20 protein-coding genes are annotated in these 16,376 nt (G+C 39.1%); 6 read left to right on the forward strand and 14 right to left on the reverse strand.

The window, feature by feature from the left end; genetic code table 11:
* Nucleotides 1-89: 89 nt before the first annotated feature.
* From EDC24_RS13190 to EDC24_RS13200, 3 genes are all read right to left on the reverse strand, one after another.
* The gene (locus tag EDC24_RS13190; protein ID WP_170158594.1) at nucleotides 90-488 is read right to left on the reverse strand and encodes a hypothetical protein; all 399 of its coding nucleotides are present in this window, start codon (nucleotides 486-488) and stop codon (nucleotides 90-92) included.
* A gap of 248 nt (nucleotides 489-736) precedes the next feature.
* The gene (locus EDC24_RS13195; protein ID WP_124223401.1) at nucleotides 737-970 is read right to left on the reverse strand and encodes a DUF3953 domain-containing protein; all 234 of its coding nucleotides are present in this window, start codon (nucleotides 968-970) and stop codon (nucleotides 737-739) included.
* A 50-nt stretch (nucleotides 971-1,020) separates the two neighbouring features.
* Entirely contained in the window at nucleotides 1,021-1,272 is a 252-nt protein-coding gene (locus tag EDC24_RS13200) for a hypothetical protein (protein WP_124223403.1), read from the reverse strand.
* A 95-nt stretch (nucleotides 1,273-1,367) separates the two neighbouring features.
* Here EDC24_RS13200 and EDC24_RS13205 point away from each other — a divergent pair, with 95 nt between their 5' ends.
* Complete coding sequence (locus EDC24_RS13205; protein WP_124223405.1) at nucleotides 1,368-1,781, forward strand: hypothetical protein; 414 nt, start codon at nucleotides 1,368-1,370, stop codon at nucleotides 1,779-1,781.
* A gap of 84 nt (nucleotides 1,782-1,865) precedes the next feature.
* Here EDC24_RS13205 and ytkD read toward each other — a convergent pair whose 3' ends face one another.
* Complete coding sequence (ytkD, locus tag EDC24_RS13210; RefSeq protein WP_124223407.1) at nucleotides 1,866-2,336, reverse strand: RNA deprotection pyrophosphohydrolase; 471 nt, start codon at nucleotides 2,334-2,336, stop codon at nucleotides 1,866-1,868.
* 24 nt (nucleotides 2,337-2,360) lie between these two features.
* Nucleotides 2,361-2,924: a hypothetical protein gene (locus EDC24_RS13215; RefSeq protein WP_124223409.1), complete on the reverse strand. Its 564-nt coding sequence runs from the start codon at nucleotides 2,922-2,924 to the stop codon at nucleotides 2,361-2,363.
* A 126-nt stretch (nucleotides 2,925-3,050) separates the two neighbouring features.
* Here EDC24_RS13215 and EDC24_RS13220 point away from each other — a divergent pair, with 126 nt between their 5' ends.
* Nucleotides 3,051-3,809 (forward strand): DUF6612 family protein, encoded by a 759-nt coding sequence (locus EDC24_RS13220; RefSeq protein ID WP_124223411.1) that lies wholly within the window; start codon nucleotides 3,051-3,053, stop codon nucleotides 3,807-3,809.
* Between the two features lie 35 nt (nucleotides 3,810-3,844).
* Here the strand turns inward: EDC24_RS13220 and EDC24_RS13225 are convergent, their stop codons facing one another.
* The 8 genes from EDC24_RS13225 to EDC24_RS13260 all read right to left on the reverse strand — a co-directional run bounded on the left by EDC24_RS13225 (nucleotide 3,845) and on the right by EDC24_RS13260 (nucleotide 12,816).
* Nucleotides 3,845-4,171, reverse strand: coding sequence for a hydrolase (locus EDC24_RS13225; protein ID WP_124223413.1), 327 nt, complete (start codon nucleotides 4,169-4,171; stop codon nucleotides 3,845-3,847).
* A 63-nt stretch (nucleotides 4,172-4,234) separates the two neighbouring features.
* Nucleotides 4,235-5,098: an ABC transporter ATP-binding protein gene (locus EDC24_RS13230; protein ID WP_124223415.1), complete on the reverse strand. Its 864-nt coding sequence runs from the start codon at nucleotides 5,096-5,098 to the stop codon at nucleotides 4,235-4,237.
* A 346-nt stretch (nucleotides 5,099-5,444) separates the two neighbouring features.
* A complete protein-coding gene (gene menC / locus EDC24_RS13235; protein WP_124223417.1) occupies nucleotides 5,445-6,548 on the reverse strand; it encodes an o-succinylbenzoate synthase in 1,104 nt (367 codons plus the stop codon).
* A complete protein-coding gene (locus tag EDC24_RS13240) occupies nucleotides 6,545-8,017 on the reverse strand; it encodes an o-succinylbenzoate--CoA ligase (RefSeq protein ID WP_124223419.1) in 1,473 nt (490 codons plus the stop codon). The genes menC and EDC24_RS13240 overlap by 4 nt, the downstream gene beginning before the upstream one ends.
* Before the next feature lie 70 nt (nucleotides 8,018-8,087).
* Nucleotides 8,088-8,906, reverse strand: a complete 819-nt coding sequence (gene menB / locus EDC24_RS13245; RefSeq protein WP_124223421.1) for a 1,4-dihydroxy-2-naphthoyl-CoA synthase — start codon at nucleotides 8,904-8,906, stop codon at nucleotides 8,088-8,090.
* Nucleotides 8,907-8,921: 15 nt separating this feature from the next.
* On the reverse strand, nucleotides 8,922-9,719 hold the full coding sequence (gene menH / locus EDC24_RS13250; protein WP_124223422.1) for a 2-succinyl-6-hydroxy-2,4-cyclohexadiene-1-carboxylate synthase: 798 nt from the start codon (nucleotides 9,717-9,719) through the stop codon (nucleotides 8,922-8,924).
* On the reverse strand, nucleotides 9,716-11,440 hold the full coding sequence (gene menD / locus EDC24_RS13255) for a 2-succinyl-5-enolpyruvyl-6-hydroxy-3-cyclohexene-1-carboxylic-acid synthase (protein ID WP_124223424.1): 1,725 nt from the start codon (nucleotides 11,438-11,440) through the stop codon (nucleotides 9,716-9,718). The genes menH and menD overlap by 4 nt, the downstream gene beginning before the upstream one ends.
* Nucleotides 11,437-12,816 (reverse strand): isochorismate synthase, encoded by a 1,380-nt coding sequence (locus tag EDC24_RS13260; RefSeq protein ID WP_124223426.1) that lies wholly within the window; start codon nucleotides 12,814-12,816, stop codon nucleotides 11,437-11,439. The genes menD and EDC24_RS13260 overlap by 4 nt, the downstream gene beginning before the upstream one ends.
* A gap of 180 nt (nucleotides 12,817-12,996) precedes the next feature.
* On the opposite strand from EDC24_RS13260, the gene EDC24_RS13265 reads away from it, so the two are divergent.
* The 4 genes from EDC24_RS13265 (at nucleotide 12,997) to EDC24_RS13280 (ending at nucleotide 15,843) form a co-directional block, all read left to right on the forward strand.
* Nucleotides 12,997-13,953, forward strand: a complete 957-nt coding sequence (locus tag EDC24_RS13265) for a 1,4-dihydroxy-2-naphthoate polyprenyltransferase (protein ID WP_124223427.1) — start codon at nucleotides 12,997-12,999, stop codon at nucleotides 13,951-13,953.
* 50 nt (nucleotides 13,954-14,003) lie between these two features.
* The gene (locus EDC24_RS13270; RefSeq protein ID WP_124223429.1) at nucleotides 14,004-14,390 is read left to right on the forward strand and encodes a hotdog fold thioesterase; all 387 of its coding nucleotides are present in this window, start codon (nucleotides 14,004-14,006) and stop codon (nucleotides 14,388-14,390) included.
* Nucleotides 14,391-14,399: 9 nt separating this feature from the next.
* Complete coding sequence (locus EDC24_RS13275) at nucleotides 14,400-14,756, forward strand: TraR/DksA C4-type zinc finger protein (protein WP_124223431.1); 357 nt, start codon at nucleotides 14,400-14,402, stop codon at nucleotides 14,754-14,756.
* 82 nt (nucleotides 14,757-14,838) lie between these two features.
* On the forward strand, nucleotides 14,839-15,843 hold the full coding sequence (locus EDC24_RS13280) for a potassium channel family protein (protein WP_170158595.1): 1,005 nt from the start codon (nucleotides 14,839-14,841) through the stop codon (nucleotides 15,841-15,843).
* On the opposite strand, the gene EDC24_RS13285 is transcribed toward EDC24_RS13280, so the two are convergent.
* Nucleotides 15,832-16,239, reverse strand: coding sequence for a YugN family protein (locus tag EDC24_RS13285; RefSeq protein ID WP_124223434.1), 408 nt, complete (start codon nucleotides 16,237-16,239; stop codon nucleotides 15,832-15,834). The genes EDC24_RS13280 and EDC24_RS13285 overlap by 12 nt on opposite strands.
* Nucleotides 16,240-16,376: the final 137 nt, after the last annotated feature.

Genomic DNA, 16,376 nt, shown 5'->3' on the forward strand with positions numbered 1-16,376 from the left:
CTAATTAAACTCTTCTGCCCCGTTAGCTTAAGAGAGATCACTCTTATTGAACTATCGCCTTCGTTAGTTCAATATTCTCTGAAAATAATTTAATACTTTTCAAGCTCTCTTACCAATTCATTTAATATATTTAACGCTTGATTCGATTTTTCTTCTAGCCGTTCTCGGGAAACTTCCGTTAGCATTTCTGATAAATCTGTATCAGTGACAGAATAATAAAGGTCTGCAACTTCTTTGACTTTTTCATGAATTAACTCAGATTCTTCCTTGGTTATGTCATCTTCTAATTTTTTATACAAATAATTTAATGGTTCTTCAAATTCATTATATGAAATTGGTCGACCACGATAGTCACCATTAATTCTACTCATTTTGGCGTGAGGATTTGCTATTCCAAAAAATGTTTTCGATAGTTCATGAGGCTGTTCATTATACAAAAATAACTCACTAAGATTATCAAAACTTCTTGCTAATTCAAATATTTCCATACCATGTTTATCTCTTGAGTCTTCTAGTAGTTCGTTATATAAATTCCAATAGTGATATGTACTCCATGATAAAAATAAAATTAAAGAAACACATAAAACCCTTATAAAATTTTTATTCTTCAAAAACTCATCCCTCCCAAAAAATTCCTTACAAAACTAAACTGCCCAGTTACTTTAAGTACATTTCTTCACAAACTTTTTACTCTAAGCTCTTTTTTGATGTCAATTTTTTATCTAAATAGAATTCTTTAGCTCAAAGTGAAAATATAAAATGTTCCAGAGAATACAAATAAAAAGGTCATAATACTAAGCCAACCATAACCTTTCCGTCCTTTTTGTAATTCTTCTAATCCCATTACTAACATCATTAGACTCAAGAAAAGAAACATATATGGATAGACCTCAAAATTCTTAGTCATTAATGCATAAACAGCAAATATACCAGCAATGACAGAAAAAATTATTCTTAGGATTTTTAACATTTGTAGTCCCCCTTTTTTCAGACGATTCTATACCTTCTTCTCAAAGTTCTTTATTGTCCAACCTTCAACTTCTCAATTTGCTTTTCTAAATCTGAAATTCGGTTTTTGAAATATGTATTTTGGCTTTCAATGTGAGCGGCTACCTTATAAATCGAGTAACTAATGAACATCAATATAAATCCAATGGCTAAGGTGAGGATCCCACTTGAGTTTTGACTGATCAATGCCTCAGTTAACCCAAAAATTAATATTATCGTACTAACAACGCCAATTGAGATTGTGAATTTATAAACAATATCCATATCCACCCCCCCTTCTTTTCTGCCTATTTTACTATAAATTTCTAATTTTTGTACCAGTGTTTATGGTAAAATATAGCTTTAGGGAGGAGACATTTATGAGCACAATACAAAAACTAATTACGGTAGGTATATTGATCGTTTTCTTATTTGGATGTCAGGAGGATCAAGAGAGTGAAGCTAATCCCGAGCCTGTCATTGATGTAGAATTCTTATCGGTTGAAGATGAGCTTCCTAAGAAAGCTAATGAATGGTTACAGAGATCAATGAAGTCTGGCGGCGTTCATAATTACAGTCTTGAGGGTGAAGAATACGTTTATGCCCAAGGATTCGAGCAAGCCAAGGCTTCCTATTTTTATGAGGAATTTGATGGAAGAAGCCATAGCACCGTCCAAACGACTTTCCTTAAAGGTGATGAACTGGATGAAGTTCTAATTAGGGTTAAGTTTAATAAAGAAATTAACAGCGTTACGATGGATTTCATAGATGATCGAGATCAGTTTTATAATTAGTGAATGACACCCTGTTGGAGGTGAAACTCACCCGCTGGATACATAAAAAATCCTGTAATGTCAGTGACATCACAGGATTTTACTTTATAAGTAAGTTTCTTGAATAACTTTTAGCGCATGATTCAGCACTTGGTCTTTCATCATGAAGCTAAATCGCGAATCTTCTAGAATTTTGGTGGGTAGAGTGTCCATCAAGACAGGACCTTCTGTTTCGTAATAATGCTCTTCCTTTTCTAACACATCTACCTTAGCGAAATAAATGTTCTTTATGATTTCGCTGCCTTTACCATCAACATGGTACTGGCCTACGAAATACAGCTCCGAGACTAAACCTCCAGTCTCTTCTTTTACTTCACGGATCGCGGCTTCTTCGGCGATTTCCCCTTTTTCGACCTTACCGCCAGGAAACTCCATCCCTCGATCGGCGTGTTTAGTGAGAAGCCACTGATTTTCATAACGTGTGATTACCCACACATGTTTTGGATGTTTTGAGAAATGTTCTCTTCCGATGACTAATTTTACCGTATTGTGATAATAATCTTTAAATACTTCCACTAGCTGCTAACAGTCCTTTTGTGTTTATTGGTATTGTACGTTTATTATATACGGTTCGTCATTTTCATTCAATTTTATATCAAAGATCACTCGATATTTTCCATATAATTCGATATCATTGGTCTGCGTTACACGGAACGTATCGTCACTTAAGCGTTCTGTGTTAAAATCATTGTCAGGAATTAACCAAGCTGGAGTTTCTGTCGGTTTAATGTATAATGCTTGTCCACGTTCCTCATAATAATAATCTACGAATTGATCGACAACATTTTTCGAAGCTAAATCTTTGAAACTAGATTTATATTCTTCTAAAGATTGATAGTTTTTAACTTCATAATCAGATTCAGTTTCCTGAATTAAGTGATCCATGAACTGATTTGTGATCGTGATTACCTGTTCATCTGATAGTTCTTTTTGCTCTGTAGCTTGTCCTTTAACTTGACTGATCGGCTCTTTTCCAAAAGCCACGCGTTCTTGAGCTTGTTGTGCTTTGTAAGAATTCGAATCAGCCTCTACATGAGCTAATGTAAATGGAATTAAAACTAGTATAAGTGCGACTAACGTTAATAGATAAATAAGTTTTTTCACGATCCTACCCACCTTTCTATTAATTTAACTCTCATAAATACTATTCCTATTTCGAACTATTTATAAACGGGATTTTCAAATTTTATTCAAAATAGCACTTTTAGTCTATAATTTAGGAGGTTTACAATGAAGCATTCATTATTGTATTTATTAGTTTTATCTATGGTATTAGTCGGTTGTAGCGATGATAAGGTTACAGATGAAGGAGAAAATCAGACCGATGCATCAGAAATTTTACAAAAAAGTGTCGATCAATCTGAAGAAGTATCCAATGTCATGGTCGACTTTACTTTAAATCAGGAGTTAGAGCTCCCTGAGCTAAAAGACTCATTAACCGTTGAGCAAGAAGATACCACTTATATTCAAACAAACCCGTTTCAGTTTTTAACAGAGCTTGATACTAATTATGGTAATTTCACTATTTTTCTTAGAGATGACCAGTTATATGTTGTAGATGAGAATGATTCTGTGAATCCTATTGTTAAGGAACCACTTACAAACTTAACGGATTTAATGAAAAATCAGCGTCATTTACCAACCATTCTTAATCGAATGCAGGAACTCCAAGATGACATGACAGTTGAAGAACAAGAGAATGGTTATGTATTAAATCTAACTAGTGAAGGTGAAGATTATCAGTCATATGTTTTTGAACAATTGACGACTTCTGCCTTGGGGGCAGAAGAATTGCCGATTGAAGAAGGCAATATAGATGTTCAAGAGGTAAGCATTGAAGTAGAGATTAATGGTGATTATCAAGTGCAGGCCCTTAACACTAGTTTTGTGATGAGCCGACAAGATGACTCCGATACTACTGTAACTCAGACGATTGAACGTACGTATTACGATTATGATGAATCTACAAAAGAGATTCCTGAAGCTTAAACGTGAAAACCGCCCTTTTGAAGAGGGCGGTTTTATTATTCAATTTTATTAAATTCATCAAAAAACGGCATTTGTTCAATATGTTCCTTAGCTGTCTCATCGCCTAGTTCGTATATCATCTTATACGTTTTTAACAAACAAGCATCATACGCGTCATTATCTTCATCCCGATGATATTCTTTAAAAGGCATATGCGAACGCCAGAACGTTCCCATTTCTGCGTGTTCCATATCTTCTAGACATTCACGCAGTTCAATAATGTCATTTGGCGTTCCGTAAATCACAAACTCATCATTATTTCCTGCTTTAAGCTCCGAAATTTCACGCGATTCTATGTTGACATAAAATTTACGTTTATCCATCTTATCCACCTCATTCTTAATGTGGACAAAATTTATTTCCATATACAAAAAAACTCTTAAGGCTTAGTTCGTCGCCTTAAGAGTTGATGTTAAGCAATTATTTCGATAGCCTGTTTTCTCAGCATGTGCTTCGGCTAGAATACAACGTCCTCTTCCGTGAGGGATGCACATTGGTGTCCCGAATAGTGGGTCATACGTGACATCGCAATTCATACCGAATACGTTGTACACAAGATCACAAGTCACAATATCTTCTGGCTGGCCTGTTTCATAAACATTTTTATCTTTAATTGCCACGATGTGATCGGCATAGCGGCATGCAAGATTTAGATCGTGAAGAACCATCACAATTGTGCGGTTGTCTTTTTCGTTCAGTTCGAAAAGCAGGTCTAACACATCAATCTGATGCGTCATATCTAAATACGTTGTCGGTTCATCGAGTAAAATTAAATCTGTATCTTGCGCAAGTGTCATCGCAATCCAAGCGCGCTGACGTTGACCGCCAGATAATTCATCTACAGATTGGAATTTCAGATCTAATAAGTTCGTGTCTTCCAACGCTTGATTGACCGCATCTTCGTCTTCTTGAGACCATTTCTTAAAGACACCTTGATAAGGATAACGACCCATTTTAACGAGTTGATAAACAGATAAACCTTCTGGTGTTTCCGGACCCTGAGGTAAAATCGCCATTTGCTTAGCAACTTCTTTCGTGTTCATCTTCGCAATATGGTTACCGTCTAACACCACTTCACCTGATTTTGGCTGAAGTAATCTCGCCATCGAACGTAGTAATGTTGATTTACCGCAACCATTACTGCCGATTAGGACGGATACCTTACCTTTAGGGATTTCTATATTTAATTCATCTATAATTATTTTGTCACCATAACCAAGCGTTAAATTGTTCGCTGATAGGGTTTCCATATGACAACGCTCCCTTAATAATGAAACATCGCGAAACATTAAGTATCTACTCTTACTGTAAATGAAAATCATTATCATTGCAAGATTAAAGTTTGTAATTTAATGAAATGTGCTTTTGGGAATTGAACTCTCTATTTGAGAATTGACTCTTTGTTTCCGGGAATAGAGCATTCATTTTCGAGAATAGACCAACACACATCGTTATCGAGAATAGACCTGCTACGTTCGAGAGTAAACTAATCTTGTTCGAGAGTAACCTCTCTGTATTCGGGAGTAAACCCAATACGTTTGAGAGTAATCTCACTACGATCGAGAGTATCCCCTCCACATTCGGGAGTAAACTCACCTAAAATACATGATCAAATGAACGTATAGTTCGTTTATCTAACAATTTTTCATTTACAGTGACACCAATCCCCGGCTTATCAGGAACTTTGACACAGCCTTTTTTCACTTTAAAAGGCTGTTTTATAATATCTTCTTCCCAATAGCGTTCTGATTCGGATAAGTCACCCGGTAACGTAAATTGTTCTAATGATGCTAAAGCAACATTGTGGGCGCGGCCGATTCCGGTTTCTAGCATGCCGCCACACCAGAGCGGCATGCCGGCAACTTTGGCATATCCATGAATATTTAAAGCTTGCTGATAGCCACCTACACGTCCGAGTTTAACATTTATGTTGTCGCAGGCTTCAAGTTCAATGGCTTGAAAGGCGTCATGATCGGATTCAATCGATTCATCTAAACTAATCGGTGTTTTCATCTGTGTCTTCAACTGATTATGATAGTAATAATCATCGGTGCGGAAAGGTTGCTCGATCATCAATAAATCCAGATCATCTAATTGCGTTAAGTGAAGCATGTCTTCGGGGCCATACATGCCATTTCCGTCAAACATGATTGGTGTATCTGTCACGACGTTTTTTACGCGTTCGATTGTTTCGCGTTCTTTCCCTTTTTGAACCTTCAGCTTAAAACGCTTATACCCTTTTTTATTATATTCAGCGACTTGTTCTTCTATGTCATCCATCAGCGATAGGACAACGCCACTTTCGACTTCATCTCGCACACCGCCAAGGACTTCTTTTAGGGGCTGTCCTTGTTGTTTCGCATACAAATCCCATATCGCGGTCTCGACACTGGCTTTTGCCATTTGGTGTCCTTTGACGCCAGAAAAAATGTCATCCACTTCACTTGGGTGTTTCAGCTTTTTCTTATTTAGCATGGGAAGTAAAAAGTTCTTTAACTGATCCCAAGCGGTTGTCGTCGTCTCTGGACTGTAAAATGGATCTGAAAAGGCAACACATTCCCCATATCCTACACGCCCGTCACGATCATATACTTCAACAATTAACGTGTCTCTTGTGACGACGAGTCCATTAACGGTTTGAAATGGTTTTTTTAGTTTCATTGACACGTGTCTGACTTTAGCTTGATCTAATTGGATCATGCGTCGTTCTCCTCTCTTAAAAGCTCCAGTAATTTATGTCTTTGGATTTTCTTAGAGGCATTTCGAGGTAGTTCATCTACAAAATAATAAGCTTTAGGGACTTTATACTTAGCCAAATTGGCTTCTGCAAAGGCTTGAATGTCGCCTTTAGAAACAGCGTCATTTAGAACTACAAAAGCTGCCGGTACTTGTCCCCACTTATCATCATCGACTCCTACAACGCCGACATCCTGTATGCCATTCATACCTTTTAAAACAGATTCAATTTGAGCGGGATATACATTTTCGCCACCTGAAATAATCAAATCCTTACGTCGGTCGACGACAAATAGGTATCCATCTTCATCTAAGTAACCTAAGTCACCTGTCTTCAACCAGTCGTGATCAAATGTATCTTCATTTGCATCCGTCCGGTTCCAATAGCCCGGTGTAATCGTCGGGCCTTTCACATAAATTTCTCCAATCTCATTTGCCGAGCATTCCTGACCTTCTTCGACAATTTTTAATTGCCCAGGAAATAATGCCTTACCTGATGAGCCAATTTTCGACAGCATGCTATCTTCATCTAATGTACAGAACTGCGATGCCGTCTCGGTCATACCGTAGGACTGGAAGACTGGGACGTTTTTATCTCGGCAATGTTCTAATAAAGATTGCGATGCGGGACCGCCACCTAATAAAAAGCATCTAAAGGTATCAGGATATTGCCCATCGCCTAGCCGCTTCATAAGCTCTTCTACCATTAACGCCACCACCGACATAACGGTAACTCCCTTATTCATAATATCATGGTGAATGGTATCTACATCAAACCTTTCGTGTAAATGGACGGGCATGCCATAGATGACACTTTTGAATAAAATAGACAATCCGCCAACATGAAACATCGGCAAACTTAATAACCAACGATCATTTGAATGAAGACCCAGATTTAATACGGATGCTGTAGCGTTCCAATAATGATTACCGTAAGTCAGTTGAACGCCTTTAGGATTACCGGTCGTCCCTGACGTATATAAAATATGTGAAACGTTATCTAATTTCAGTTCGGAATCACTCTCAAGCCACTCTACGTGAGGGATTTGAAGTGGTACGGTTAAAACTTCCAGCTCTTCTTTTAATTTAAGAGCGGTGTTTTCATATTTTGATTGAAAAATAAGCCCTTGGACATTCGCATCTTCTAACTGAAAAGCTAACTCAGACTTGGTCAAACGTGTATTCAGTAAACAACCGACTGCCCCAATATAAGACAAAGCATGAACGGCTACAGCAAATTCATAGCAATTATCAGATAAAAGCGCGATGTGGTCTCCTTTTTGAAATCCTTGATTAGAAAAGTGCTTAGCTAACCTTTTGGCATCATTTTGTAAGTCTAAAAATGTATATGTCGTATCATCTGGCAGTACAATAGCTTCTTGGTGAGGTGTTAAATAGGCTCTCTTATCCAGCCAATTCGGTGTTGTTGTCATGATTGCTCCCCCTATCTTTAGCAATTAACATGAAAAAGATCGCGCACAGGACGCGATCTTGATTTTCGACTTATGGGAAACGCGGGAACTGCTTGAAGTCCGGCTTACGCTTTTCTTTAAATGCGTCACGACCTTCTTTAGCTTCCTCTGTTGTATAGTAAAGTAACGTCGCGTCGCCACCCATTTGCTGTAAACCAGCTAAGCCGTCTGTATCTGCGTTGAATGAAGCTTTTAGGAAACGTAGAGCAGTTGGTGACTTCTCTAGCATTTCTTCGCACCATTGAATCGTTTCTTCTTCTAGTTTTTCTACTGGTACTACTGTATTTACAAGCCCCATATCTTCTGCCTCTTGAGCATTGTACTGACGGCATAGGTACCAAATTTCACGCGCTTTCTTATGGCCTACGATACGTGCTAGTAAACCAGCGCCGTAACCTGCGTCAAAGCTTCCTACTTTTGGACCTGTTTGTCCGAAAATAGCATTATCGCCAGCAATTGTTAAGTCACAAACGACGTGTAAGACGTGGCCGCCACCAATTGCATAACCGGAAACCATTGCGACAACTGGCTTTGGAATCGTACGAATTAGACGTTGTAGGTCTAGTACGTTTAAACGTGGAACTTGGTCTGTTCCAACATAACCGCCGTGTCCACGTACGGTTTGGTCGCCTCCTGCACAGAACGCCTCATCGCCAGCGCCTGCTAGTACGATCACACCAATATTAGAGTCGTCACGTGCATCAGCGAAAGCGTCAATCATTTCCTGAACCGTTAACGGTGTGAAAGCATTACGCTTTTCAGGGCGATTGATCGTTACTTTTGCAATACCATTATACTTTTCGTAAATAATTTCTTCATAGTCGCGTACTTTTTCCCATTGTACTGCCATGATGTTTGCCTCCCTTTATATGTAATTGTTTAAATGCTTCATAACTATTTTACCAAAAAAATCAGGATTTTCTAAGTGGATTGCATGTCCAACGTTTGAAACGGTTGTATGAATAGCAGTCGGAAACTCGTCATCCATCTGTTGATTTAAGTTCACAAATTTCCGGTCGAGTTCTCCGCTAATTAAAAAAACAGGCAAATTTAGATTATTTAAATGCTGCCACATCGAAAGTTGTACGCCCGTTCCCATCGTTCTTAACGACAACGCCAAACCACTTTCCGTTTGTGATAATCGTTCTCTTCGAATTTCTTGTTTAACTGAGTCAGGCAAAGACTCTTGCGTTTGAAATAATGGGATGGTTTCCCAATAATTAACAAATTCCTCGATGCCGTTTTCCTCGATATACGTCGCCAACTTCTCATCTCGCAACTGGCGGTTGTTCTTCTCATCTCCATCAAGTCCAGGCGAAGCACTCTCAAGGATCAATCGCTTCACACTTTCAGGATACTGATGCGCAAATACAAGCGCCGTTCGACCACCCATTGAATAGCCGAGGAGATTGAACGTTTCCGTTGTCACCTCTTGAATAATCTGTTTTAACTCACGACAAGCTTGCTCCATATCAGTAACGTCGGCATTTGTTTGACCATGTCCCGGTAAATCAACCGTGATACATTGAAAATGCTCAGACAAATAATTGACGAGCAAGTCCCACGTTCGGAGCGAACCCGTGAAACCATGGAACATAATAACAGGCTCACCTTTGCCCGTGACCTCTACATAATATGAATTGTCTCCAACATTGACCTTCATAATAAACCCTCGCGATCGAGGTTTTCATAGATCCTTTGCCATAAGTCTTTGTGCCACTTCATATTATGATCACGTTCCGTCACCACTTCAATGACGTCCTGGCCGTCTATCGGTTTTTGATAAGCTTCCTTAAATGACTCAACGGTCTCTGGTGCTACATAATCAAAACCTAACGCTTCGACCATTTGTTTAACAGGCGGGTTAAATGGTGTGCCAAATAAAGCTTCAAAATGCTTTTTCTCCTGGTACTGTGGCAAAAATGAAAAGATCCCGCCGCCATTATTATTTAGCACAATCACCCGAATCGGCAATTGATACTGCCTTGCAATAAACAACGCCGTATAGTCATGTAAAAACGTCACATCACCTAATATTAACGTCACTGGAACGCCTGTCGCACTGACACCTATTGCTGTTGAAATAACACCGTCAATGCCGTTAGCACCCCGATTCGCCATCACTTCAACTTTTCGATTTTCATTTAAGAAAAACGTATCCATATCACGGATCGGCATACTGCTTCCGACGAAAATAACTTGTCCTTCTTTTGACTCTTCTGAAACCGATAAAACTGCTGAACCTTCCGTCAGTTCATCTTTTGCTTCTCTTAAAATCGATTGTGCAATCTCATCATTATTTAGCCAGAAACGCTGCCAGTCAGAGTCTAAATCAGGTTTCTCTGACTGAATTAATTGTTTTAAAAATGCCGCCGGTTCACTATAGACCATCGTCGTGTCTATGCTCGTCGGCTCACGATGCCCTTGGTTTTCATCCACTACGATGTGCACAGATGGCTGTTGTTTCGTGATCCATTGCAAATAGGGTTTGGATACAGGCATCGGACCAAAACGAACAATAAAATCAACCTCTAAAGACTCACGAATTTCTGGCTGTTTTAAAATAGCATCGTAGGTTGGAATAATGTATGAGTGAACACCCGCTGTTTGGCGTAAGTTAGAAAGCACATCCGCTAACACCGGAATCTCCCATTTTTCTGCAAGCTCAAGGACTAATTCACGTTCATTTTCTGACTTAAGCTCACCACACACGATCACGCCGCGTCCTAGTCCCTTTAACTGATTTAGAACATCATTTACCGCTTCATCCGGAAGTTGTTCTCTTCCTGTGATAAAATTCACATGCGATGGCTCACAACTTCCCCAAAGATTCGGTAACGATAAATCAGGAATAAGCGGATCGCGCATCGGAAAATTCAGTTGAACCGGCCCTTGATTATGATCGCTTGATACCGAATACGCCCGACTTGCCTGTCTTCTGGCATACCGTTTCATTTGATCTGTATTTTCAGGAATCGCCATTTCATGAAAATATTTCGTGTAATCGCCATACATTTTGATCTGATCAATCGCCTGTGGCGCCCCGTTATCTCTAAGTTCGTGCGGACGGTCAGCAGTTAACACAATAAGCGGAACGCGACTGTAATAGGCCTCTACTATAGCCGGATAATAGTTAGCCGTAGCCGTCCCAGACGTACAAACTAACGCAACCGGTTTTTGCGTTCTTTTGGCGATTCCTAACGCAAAAAACGCAGAAGACCTTTCGTCAAAATGGACCCATTCCTGAATAGACGGATGTTCTGAAAACGTCATCGCTAAAGGCGTCGACCTTGAACCTGGTGAAATCACTACATGCTGAAGGCCATTTTGATACAATTCATCTATAAAATTGCTAACGAAATACGTTTGTTCTCCCATATTCATTGAGAGATGCCTCCTAAAGCCTCGAGCATCGGCGTAAACTTAAGCTTCGTTTCTTCGTATTCCTCTTGTGGATCTGATTCTTCGACAATTCCGCAACCTGCAAATAACGTCGCCTGGTCTTTTTGAACTAATGCAGAGCGAATAGCGACCGCAAACTCACCGTTTCCTTGATGGTCCACCCAACCGATAGGTGCAGCATACCAACCTCGTTCAAACGGCTCGTAATGCTTAATAAAACGCATCGCTTCGTTTCGCGGTTCACCACCTAATGCTGGTGTCGGATGAAGTTTTTTAATCAAATCAAAAATCGAATTCGAATGCTTAAGCTTCGCTGTAACAGGTGTATATAAATGCTGTAATGCTCTTAGTGGATAAATGACCGGTTTTTCAGGTATATCAACCGAATCCGTTAACGGTTCAACCGCTTCTTTAATCATATTCACGACGTATTGATGCTCGTTGCGATTTTTTTCATCATTTAGTAAAGAGGAAGCTAATGCCTCATCTTCTTCGAGCGTTTCGCCACGCGAGATTGTTCCCGCTAAGCACGTCGATAATAATTCATCACCATCGACACGGACTAAACGTTCAGGTGTCGCGCTCACAAAGACTTCTTCTCCTTGGTCAAAAACATAAATGAAACTGTCTTTCTGCTGATTAACCATTCGCTCTAAGACGCTGTTAATTGGAATCACTTGTTCAAACGTCGCCTCTAATTCTCGAGCCAATACGACTTTGCCAAGCTCTCCACTTTTAATCGAAGCGACAGCTTGTTCAATTAACTGGTTCCAATTGCGATAATCTAGACTATTCGTCGAAACCAAGTCCGTTTTATTCTCAGCAGCAGATGAAACTCCTTGTTCCCAATTTTTCAACCTATTGACCAGTTGATCTAAGTCCGTATTCTGTGACACCGTCACGTTATATGTCATATAACTGTTTTCATTAAACACAGATAGCATCATCTCAGGCAAAACCATTAAACCTGGTTCAAAACTACTCCACTTATCACTGCTTATTTTTTCATTAAAAGAAAATCCGCCCATTAACATAGGGCCTGTCCCTTTTGGTGCCTCATTTGGAATACTAATGTTTGATATGAAGTGGTTCCACTGTTCCTTCATTGAATCAAAACGTTGTTTACCTTTTGATTCAAACGTTTCCAATTGTCCAACACCAATAAAGAAAGTACCCTCTTTTGGGTCTTTCCAAAACGTTCGAACGAGTTCCTGTCTGTCAAATGATGCAAAAAAATCAACCGGATTTATATCATCAATCGATTCAACGATTGAAACATTAACCTGTTCATGTTTGTTCAATTGTTCTTGGATCGTCATCAGTTGTTCTCTCAACGAAAGCTGTTTCGTCTGTAACATAGTTAAGCCTCCATTAATGACTTCTTCAAAAAGTCATCAAACTCAAAAAACACTCTTTTATTATTGTATGACTTTTTTTCACATCCGACAAGACTAACGCCATGTACCACTTATTGACATACCCTTCTCCTTTATCTAAACTATGTTTAGATTGAGAAGCTTTATAGAGTATGGAAAGGGATGACGAAATTGTCGAATGAACAAACAACAAAAGACGTCTTAGGGAAAAAATCAGGTTTTCAAATCTGGTGGCGAATGCTAAGGCCTCACACCTTAACAGCTTCATTTATACCGGTTTTTGTCGGAACCGTTATGGCAAGCATATATACATCGATTCACGCAGGATTGTTCCTTGCGATGCTGACTGCGTCTATTTTAATTCAGGCCGCAACAAATATGTTTAACGAGTATTATGACTTTGTTAAAGGGTTAGATACAGAAGAATCGGTAGGTATTGGCGGAACAATCGTCCGGGATGGTATAGCACCTGAAAAAGTACGTAATCTGGCATTTATATTTTATGGGATCGCCGTCGTTTTAGGGTTTTATATATGTATTCAAACGACTTTCTGGATTGCGGTAATCGGTATTATTTCTATGTTATTCGGATACCTTTACACTGGCGGGCCTTATCCAATTGCTTATTCTCCATTTGGCGAGCTTTTCTCAGGATTTTTCATGGGAACGATTATTATTGGCATCAGTTATTATATTCAAATTGAAGTCATCACTGGCGAGGCTCTTTTATTATCACTTCCAATCGCAGTGTTAATCGGCGCCATTATGCTTTCGAATAATATACGCGATTTAGAAGGCGATAAAGAGAATGGTCGTAAAACGTTAGCCATTTTAGTAGGACGCAACAATGCAATCGGCGTGTTAGCTGGATTTTTCTTGGCTGCTTATGGACTAACCATTGCATTTATGATCATGGGGATCATGCCTATTTGGGGACTTATTACATTGTTAAGTGCTAAAAAAGCGTTTAACGCCATTCAAGTGTTTAAAAACAACCATACACCTCTTGAGATGATGCCTGCGATGAAATTCACAGCGCAGACCAACACGATTTTTGGTTTTTTATACGGAATAGCATTTTTACTCAACCATCTTTATGCCCTACAGACTTTATCGTAATAAGAGTATAATTTTTTTCATCCAAACCACTATAAAAAGGAGAGGGAAATATGGAGTTTGATCACACACTTTTTGAAACGTTAGATATTGAGGTTGTAAAATCCGAAAAGGATAAAGTCATTTTGGAAATGCCGGTTACATCAAAGGTGCACCAGCCTTTAGGCTATTTGCATGGTGGGGCTTCAGTTGCCTTAGCTGAATCTGCTGCAAGTATCGGCGGATTTTTAAATGTTGATCCTGAAAAACAAGGTGTCTTTGGCATTGAAATTAATGCAAATCACGTTAAAAGTAAACGTGACGGCGTTGTTAGAGCAGTTGCTAAGCCTATTCATATCGGTAAATCAACCATGGTTTGGGAGATTAAGATCCTAGACGAACGTGATCAACTCATTTCCGTATCTCGTTGTACATTAGGTGTTGTTCAACGAAAATCATGAGGTGAGGCTATGGATGAACGTTTAAAGATTGAATTAAAGCGTCAGCTTCTCGAGGATAAAAAACGCGTCGAAGAGGAGCTGCAATCGTTTGAAACAGACAAGTCGTTTATTGAAGATAGTGTAGGGGAGTTAAACTCAGTCGACCAACAACATCCGGCTGATACTGGTACTGAAATGTACGAACGTGAAAAAGATATAACATTTCACGTTAGAGCTGAAGAAGAATTACACGAAATCGATAATGCGCTCAGAAAAATGGAAGAAGGCACGTATGGCATTTGCGAACGAACGGGAAAACCAATTCCAGACGAACGTTTGAAAGCCATGCCAACCGCCCGATATACGATAGAAGCAAGCCAATCATAGTCCTATATGGTTGGCTTTTTTCCTTGTTTAAAACGGTCTGTCTCTGGACAAAATGGAAATAGTGTCTGGAGGGGGAAGCGCCATGATTTACAAACTCAAACGATGGTATTTTAAAGTGCCACAATTTTTAAGGTTGTTTGTGACAGTCATATTATCTATGTCTATTTTTGGGTATATTATGAGAATTTTAGAACCCGATAATTTCAAGACTGTTTTTGACGGAATATGGTGGGCATTTATCACTGGGTCAACCATCGGTTACGGTGATTTTGTGCCTCAAACAACTATTGGCCGGCTAGTTGCCATTGTTTTAATAATGGCAGGCGGAGGGGTGTTAACTTTTTACATGATTTCATTTTCTAGAAGTACAGTATCAAGAGAAAAATCCTATGCAGAGGGTAAAGTATCATTTAAAGGAAAGGATCATTACATTATTGTCGGCTGGAACGAGCGGACAAGAAGGCTTATTAAATTACTTCATGATCAGTACCAAGATGAGACATCGATAGTATTAATAGATGAATCAATCCAACAAGACCCGATTGATGTGACTTACGTCCATTTTATTAAAGGCGATCCAAGCTTAGATGACACGTGGAAAAAAGCGAATATCGATCACGCTAAAAAAATCATTATTACATCTGATCAATCAAAATATGAGCGTGATGCAGATACGTATTCGATTTTAATTACAATAACGGCTAGAGGTCTTAACAGTAAAATCCCTGTTTTGGTTGAAATTTTAACGAGTACGCAAAAAGCCAATGCCGTGCGCGCTGGTGCGAGTGAGGCTATTTGTACAAATGAATCGACGAGCACCTTATTTTTTCATGAATTAACAAGCCATCAACAAATTCAAACATTTGAATACGTCATGTCATTGTTATCTGATCAGGAATTTATTAAACATAATGTGGCGGACCAATGGAAGGGTCATACAATTGTAGAGTTGACGTATAAAATGAAGAAGGAGGGTCTTTTGCTTCTCGGATTAATTCGCGAAGAAGAGATTATTATGAATCCAGACCCTCAAATTGAGTTAGTTGAAGGAGACCAAATCATTTTCTCAGAAAAACTAATGGAGTAACGCCCGTTCGACTTTTTGCAATACTTGTTCAGCTTCTTCCACATATTGTGCATCCACCTCTGCATCAGGATCTTCAGGAGCCGCAAACTGATTAAAAGTTCCAGTAGCATTATTCGAAATACCCTGCTGATCCGTGCCCGATTCAAATCGATGCGCCAAAACAAATGGTTTTCCAATTCGAACTTGCGTATCCGGTTCATCTAAGCTACCAATTTCAGTCGAAACTGGGATTCGTAAAAAAACATACTTCTCCGTATCGGATTCAATTTTGTAATCAAAATAAGCATGATTGTATTCCCAATTTCCACCGATGACAAAGTCTAACCGTTTTAATATATTTTCTAATTCATCAAAGTCAAACATTTGGTTATCAATACCAGATTCTAGCTGTTTCATCTCATCACCTCACCCCTAGTATGTACGCCAAAGGGATTATCATGTATAACGAATCGTGACTTTTCATAAGTGCTTAATACACCTCGATTACTGCTTAATAAGGCAAATTTAGTGCTTAATTATGAAAAAACCTTCAG

The organism is Aquisalibacillus elongatus (genome assembly GCF_003843875.1).
Taxonomy (GTDB): domain Bacteria; phylum Bacillota; class Bacilli; order Bacillales; family Alkalibacillaceae; genus Aquisalibacillus; species Aquisalibacillus elongatus.